This is a genomic window from Mesorhizobium sp. M7A.F.Ca.ET.027.03.2.1 (genome assembly GCF_003999175.1).
Lineage (GTDB): Bacteria > Pseudomonadota > Alphaproteobacteria > Rhizobiales > Rhizobiaceae > Mesorhizobium.
This window is the reverse complement of sequence record NZ_RZOM01000519.1, coordinates 1-4,186: the sequence shown is the minus strand read 5'-3', so window position 1 is coordinate 4,186 and position 4,186 is coordinate 1. Positions and strand designations below refer to the sequence as shown.

Annotated in this window: 6 protein-coding genes; all 6 read right to left on the bottom strand. The window is 62.1% G+C overall.

The genetic code is table 11. The features are described from left to right. Nucleotides 1-161 precede the first annotated feature (161 nt). Nucleotides 162-653 (bottom strand): F0F1 ATP synthase subunit B, encoded by a 492-nt coding sequence (locus EN750_RS21200; protein ID WP_127270951.1) that lies wholly within the window; start codon nt 651-653, stop codon nt 162-164. A gap of 10 nt (nt 654-663) precedes the next feature. Continuing rightward, nucleotides 664-1,263 (bottom strand): F0F1 ATP synthase subunit B, encoded by a 600-nt coding sequence (locus EN750_RS21195; RefSeq protein WP_127272329.1) that lies wholly within the window; start codon nt 1,261-1,263, stop codon nt 664-666. Nucleotides 1,264-1,326: 63 nt separating this feature from the next. Then, nucleotides 1,327-1,551 carry a F0F1 ATP synthase subunit C gene (locus EN750_RS21190; protein WP_006206606.1) on the bottom strand — a complete coding sequence of 75 codons (225 nt, stop codon included), beginning with the start codon at nt 1,549-1,551 and terminating at the stop codon, nt 1,327-1,329. Nucleotides 1,552-1,636: 85 nt separating this feature from the next. After that, nucleotides 1,637-2,395, bottom strand: a complete 759-nt coding sequence (locus EN750_RS21185; RefSeq protein ID WP_023808677.1) for a F0F1 ATP synthase subunit A — start codon at nt 2,393-2,395, stop codon at nt 1,637-1,639. Nucleotides 2,396-2,454: 59 nt separating this feature from the next. Then, nucleotides 2,455-2,862, bottom strand: coding sequence for an AtpZ/AtpI family protein (locus EN750_RS21180; RefSeq protein ID WP_127397544.1), 408 nt, complete (start codon nt 2,860-2,862; stop codon nt 2,455-2,457). Nucleotides 2,863-3,116: 254 nt separating this feature from the next. Then, a partial coding sequence (locus tag EN750_RS21175) for a cell wall hydrolase (protein WP_145967811.1) occupies nt 3,117-4,186 on the bottom strand: 1,070 nt, incomplete at its 5' end.

Sequence of the window (4,186 nt, the reverse complement as noted above, 5' to 3'; positions counted from 1 at the left end):
ACCTTATCTTTGCTGCAAAATGACGTCGCGCCCGGTCGAGCCGACCCCCTCTGTCGCCTTTGGCGACATCTCCCCCCTCGAGGGGGGAGATTATCCCCGCCCACAACAAAAAAGCCGCCAGGTTGCCCGGGCGGCTTTCGATGATTGGCTAGCGGGACCCTCTAATTCAGCTTCGACTTCACGTCCGCAAGCGATGCCTTGAACAGATCGGCACCGGCCTTGGCGTCGATCTTGCCGGCAAGCAGCGCGCGCGCTGCCTCTACGGCGATGTCGACGGCGCTGGCGCGGACTTCGCTGATGGCGTCACGCTCGGCCTGGCCGATCTTCTGCTCGGCAAGCGCGGTGCGCCTGACAACATAGTCCTCGGTCTTCTTGTGCGCTTCGGCGGCAAGCAAGTCGGCTTCGCGCTTGGCGGCGGCGACGATGTCGGCGGCCTCCTGCTCGGCTTCCTTGCGCTTGCGCTGATACTGGCCAAGCAGTTGCTGGGCTTCCTCGCGCAGCCGGCGCGCTTCGTCGAGTTCGTTGCTGATCCTTTCGGCGCGGGCGTCGAGCGCCTTGGCGATCAGGCGAGGCACCTTGATGTAGACGGCAATGCCCAGGAAGATGACCAGGGCAACCGTGGCCCAGAGCGTCGCGAGAGATGTGGCGTCCATGATGCGCTCCTCACCGGGCCACGGATTTGACCGCGGCCGCGATCTCTGCCTTGCTGGCCTTGCCGCCAACCAGGGCTTCGACAATCGCCGAAGCGGTGTCCTCGGCGATGCTGCCGACTTCCTTCATGGCATTGGCCTTGATGGAAGAAATGCGGGCCTCGGCTTCGCCAAGCTTGGCGTCGAGCGCGGCCTCGACCTTCTTGCGAGCGGTGTCGGCCTCGGCCTTGGCCGCGTCGTTGGCCTGCTGGCCGATCGCGTTGGCCTTGGTCTTGGCTTCCGCCAGTTCCTGCTCGTAGGCAGCAACGGCAGCGTCGGCCTCGCCCTTCAACTTGGCCGCCTGATCGAGATCCTGCGTGATGCGATCGTTGCGGACATCGATGATGCCGCCGACGCGCGGCATCACAACCCGCTTCAGGAAGAGATAGAACAGCCCGAAGGTGATCGCCAGCCACAGAAGCTGCGACGGGAACGTCGCCGGATCGAATGGCGGAAACGTGCCATGCGCTTCAGCAGGCACACCGGTGCTGGAATGCGTGTCGCCTTCCGTAGCAGCGTGGCTAGTATCGGCTGATGGCGCGGACTCTTGCGCAAAGGCAGATGTCACGAACATGGACTATCCCCGAAATTCAGGCCCGCCGCTCGCGCGGCCGGCCTGTCCAATCTTCCCGAGTGCTCAGCCGAACAGGGCCAGAAGCGCGATGAGAAGCGAGAAGATGCCCAGAGCTTCGGTCACGGCGAAACCGAAGATCAAGCGGCCGAACTGGCCATCGGCAGCCGACGGGTTGCGCAGTGCGCCCGCGAGGTAGCTGCCGAAGATGTTGCCGAGGCCAATGCCCGCACCACCCATGCCCAGGCAAGCGATGCCGGCGCCGATGTACTTTGCTGCTTCTGCGTCCATTTGTTCAACTCCTTTGGATCTAAAATTCCGTTGCGATTCCATCCGGCGCCAATGTTGGAAATTCTTGGGCCGGAAACTTTTGGACCTAGTGCCCGGGGTGCAGGGCGTCGTTGAGATACATGCAGGTCAACACGGCAAAGACGTAGGCCTGCAGGAAGGCGACCAGCAGTTCCAGTGCCGTCAGCGCCACCGCCATCGCCAGAGGCAGGATCGAGCCGGCGACGCCGACCGCGCCGAGCGCGCTCAGGCTGACCACGAAGCCGGAAAACACTTTCAGCGTGATGTGGCCGGCGAGCATGTTGGCGAACAGACGAACCGAGAGGCTGACCGGGCGCGACACGAAGGAGATCACTTCGATCAGCACCACCAGTGGCAGCAGGAAGACCGGCACGCCATGCGGCACGAACAGTTTCAGGAAGCCAAAACCATGCTTCATGAAGCCGTAGACGACCACGGTTGCGATCACCAGCACGGCAAGGCCGAAGGTGACGATGATGTGGCTGGTGACGGTGAAGAAATACGGGAACAGGCCAAGCAGATTGGCGACGAGCACGAACATGAACAGCGAGAACACGAGAGGGAAGAACTTCATGCCTTGCGTGCCGGCGGCATCGCGCAACATGTTGCCGACGAACTCGTAGGCCATCTCGGAGACCGACTGAAGCCGCCCGGGAACCAGGCTGCGGCTTGACGTCGTGAGAAACAGGAATCCAGCCGCGACGATAACGGTTGCGACCATGAACAGTGCCGAATTGGTGAAAGACAGGTCATAGCCGCCGATGTCGATCGGAATCAGCTTGTTGATATGGAACTGGTGGATCGGATCGACCTTGTCAGCTGCCACGTTCAAACCCCGTCAATGCCGCGTACGGCCTCGTTACCATTACCGCACATGGTGCGCGGTCATTTCTTGTCGTCTTGGCCACGGCGCGATTTATCGCCCTGTCCAAATTCTGCCACAACGCCGGCGGAACGCATCACATTGAGCACTCCGGCGCCAAAACCAAGCAGCAGAAACACGATCAGACCCCATGGCGATGTCCCCGCCAGACGGTCGATGATCCAGCCGATGCCGGCACCCACCACCACCCCGGCGATAAACTCGCTGGAGAGTTTGAGCGCCTGACCGTAACCGGCCACACTGCCCGCTTTCGCGTCGTCTTTCCCCTCGAGCCGGCCCGGCCGCCTTGTCGCAAGCGAAGCTTCCAGGTCACGGCGGCGCCGCTCAAGATCGTCGTCGCGGATATCGGGTTCATGCTGATTGCCGCGGCCGGTTTCTCCGGTTCCGTCTGGCCCATTCTTGTCGGCCATCGCAACCCCCCTGCCCGGTCAGACCATCACCGTCCGTCCGCTTCTAAAGTCGCCGGCAACATAGTTAGAGGGTTTGCGCCCGTCAAGCCACGGGCGGAAGTTCATTGCCATGTATTTTAGGCAATAAAATCAATGGATTACAAAGGTGCGACATCGTGCCCGCCATGATGACAAGGATGCATGGCGCGAATCCCCCGCGCAATGGCCCTTTGATCGGCTGCGCGCCACATCAAAGATCAGCGGCTGCTCCGCACTCAGCTCCAGCCGCCGCCATAGGTCCGATAGAAGATATGCAGGCCGATCTTGGTCATCTTCTGCATCGTGCGCGCCCAGCCGGGATGGACATATTGGGCATAGTAGTGGGTCGACGATCCGACCTCCGGGATAAAGATCTTGCCGGCAGTGACGGCCATGGCGATCTCCTGGGCGGTCTTGTAGGCGGCTGGGCTATCGATGCGCTTCTTCCTGCCGTCGCAGGCGAAGGAGAACTGGCAACGGTTGAACCAGCTGTCGTTCTGGTAGACGACGCCGCAGATCGAATTCGGATAGGTCGGATTGCGGACGCGGTTGAGGATGACCTGGGCGACGGCGGCCTGGCCGCGCACGGATTCGCTCCTCGCCTCGAAATAGATGCCGTTGGCAAGGCATGCCTGCTCCTTCTGGGAGAAGACACTGGCGGGCAGCGGGTTCTGGATCCACGAATGATCGCCCTTGGCCATCGGCGGAATGTAGCGGCCCTCATTGGGCTGCTCGTCCTGAAGCAGGGCTTCGAAGGGCGATGCCTTGGCATAGTCAGGCTCGGACTGCGCGTAGGCGGTGGCCAGCACGTCCGGATGGTCGTTGTTGACCAGCGCTGCCAGCATGGCCGGCACGCCGGGATCCGGCCTCTTGTCCTCGCGCGCATGGAATGCCGCGGCGATCTGGATTTCCTTGCCTTTGATCTGCGGCTTGGCGAAAGCCATTTTCAGGCCGCTGTCCATGCTGGGCCGCAGCAAGGAGGAGGTGCGCTCGAAGATCGAGCCGGCGTTGAAGTTCTTCGGCGGTGCGACGGGAGACATCTGGACGATGCGCCCTTTCTTCTCGGCGCGCACGACGCGGTCCTCATCGGGCGTGCCGCTGACCTTGCCGCCCTTTCCGCGAAACGACACGTTGCCGACACCGGCCAGGTGGACACCCGATCCGGAGATGGAGCCGGTGACATCAGAATCGACAAAGGGCATCTCGGCAGCATGGGTCGAGCCGGCGACGGATTTCTCGACATAGGAATTCCAGCGGGTGTTCGCTTCGATGCCGGAGACAAGGCTCGTCATGTCCTGATAGGCGA